This window comes from Pseudorhodobacter sp. (assembly GCF_030452865.1).
In the GTDB taxonomy this organism is placed as follows: Bacteria; Pseudomonadota; Alphaproteobacteria; order Rhodobacterales; family Rhodobacteraceae; genus Pseudorhodobacter.
In genome coordinates this window covers 1-1,691 of the sequence record NZ_JAKDLJ010000571.1, presented here as the reverse complement: position 1 = coordinate 1,691, position 1,691 = coordinate 1, and the positions used below count along the sequence as shown (strand labels likewise).

The window sequence follows — 1,691 nt, the reverse complement described above, 5'->3', positions numbered from 1 at the left end:
CGTATTTTCTTTGAAAAACAGCGGATTCTCAATCCCAGAATAGCCGGTCCCCTGTCCGCGTTTGGACACGATCACCTGCTTGGCCTTCCAACATTCCAGCACCGGCATCCCTGCAATCGGGCTGTTCGGGTCTTCCTGTGCTGCCGGGTTCACAATGTCGTTGGAGCCGATGACGATGGCGACATCCGTTGAAGGGAAGTCGTCATTGATCTCATCCATTTCCATCACGATGTCATAGGGCACCTTTGCCTCAGCCAAAAGCACGTTCATATGGCCCGGCAAACGGCCTGCGACCGGGTGGATGGCAAAGCGCACCGTCTTGCCCTTGGCGCGCAGTTTGCGCGTCAGGTCCGCCACCGCCGATTGCGCTTGCGCCACCGCCATGCCGTAGCCGGGGATAATGATCACGCTATCCGCCTCATTCAACGCCGCTGCAACGCCTTCGGTATCAATTGCAATCTGCTCCCCATGGATTTCCATTGCCGGGCCGGTTGTGCCACCAAAGCCACCGAGGATCACCGATATGAAGCTGCGGTTCATCGCCTTGCACATGATATAGGACAGGATCGCACCAGAGGAGCCGACCAGTGCCCCCACCACGATCAGCAGGTCATTGGACAGCGAGAACCCGATCGCCGCCGCCGCCCAGCCCGAATAGCTGTTGAGCATGGAAACGACCACCGGCATATCCGCGCCGCCGATGCCCATGATCAGGTGATAGCCGATGAAAAACGCCAGCAGCGTCATCACGATCAGGGCCCAGGCACCCGCCCCCTGCATGTAGAAGATCAACAGAAGCACCGACAACGCCGCCGCCCCTGCGTTCAACATATGCCCGCCCGGCAGCTTTTTGGCCACGCCGTCGATCTTGCCCGCCAACTTGCCGTAAGCCACGACCGAACCGGTGAACGTCACCGCCCCGATGAACACGCCAAGGAACACCTCGATCTTCAGGATGTTGAGGTCCACACTGGATTTATGCGCAATCTTGGCGGCAAACCCCTTCAGCGCCTCCAACCCGGTCGCATCGGATGCCGCATGAAGCGCCGCCACTCGGATCATCTCAATCTCGGCGTTGTAACCGATAAACACCGCCGCGATGCCAACCAGCGAGTGCATCGCCGCCACCAGTTGTGGCATTTCCGTCATCTGGACCCGCTGCGCAATAACCCAGCCAATCGCGCCACCTGCGGCGATCAACACCAGTGTCAGCCACCAGTTGTCCGACCCCGGGCCGATCAGCGTGGCAACCACCGCGAGCGCCATGCCGACCATGCCGTACCAAACCGCACGCTTGGCACTTTCCTGCCCCGAGAGCCCGCCCAAGGACAGGATGAAAAGAACTGCCGCCACAACATAGGCGGCCGTGGTAAACCCGTATTCCATCGCAACCGCCCCTTATGACTTCTGGAACATGGCAAGCATCCGGCGTGTCACCAGAAAGCCGCCAAAAATATTGATCCCCGCCATAAAGACCGAGAGTGACGCAAGCAGGATCACCAGCCAGTTGCCGGAACCGATCTGCAACAGCGCCCCGATGATGATGATGGACGAAATCCCGTTGGTGATCGCCATCAACGGCGTGTGCAAGCTGTGTGAGACCTTCCAGATGATCTGGAAGCCGACGAAACAGGCCAGCACGAAGACGATGAAATGCTGCATGAAACTTGCCGGCGCAAACAACCCAGCCA

The 1,691-nt window shown here is 59.1% G+C and carries 2 protein-coding genes; both read right to left on the bottom strand.

Annotation, left to right across the window (positions count from 1 at the left end):
- Positions 1–1,386, bottom strand: a 1,386-nt coding sequence (locus L0H65_RS19525; protein WP_301460846.1) for an NAD(P)(+) transhydrogenase (Re/Si-specific) subunit beta, incomplete at its 3' end; no start/stop codon positions are given.
- A 12-nt stretch (positions 1,387–1,398) separates the two neighbouring features.
- A partial coding sequence (locus L0H65_RS19520) for a proton-translocating transhydrogenase family protein (protein ID WP_301460845.1) occupies positions 1,399–1,691 on the bottom strand: 293 nt, incomplete at its 5' end.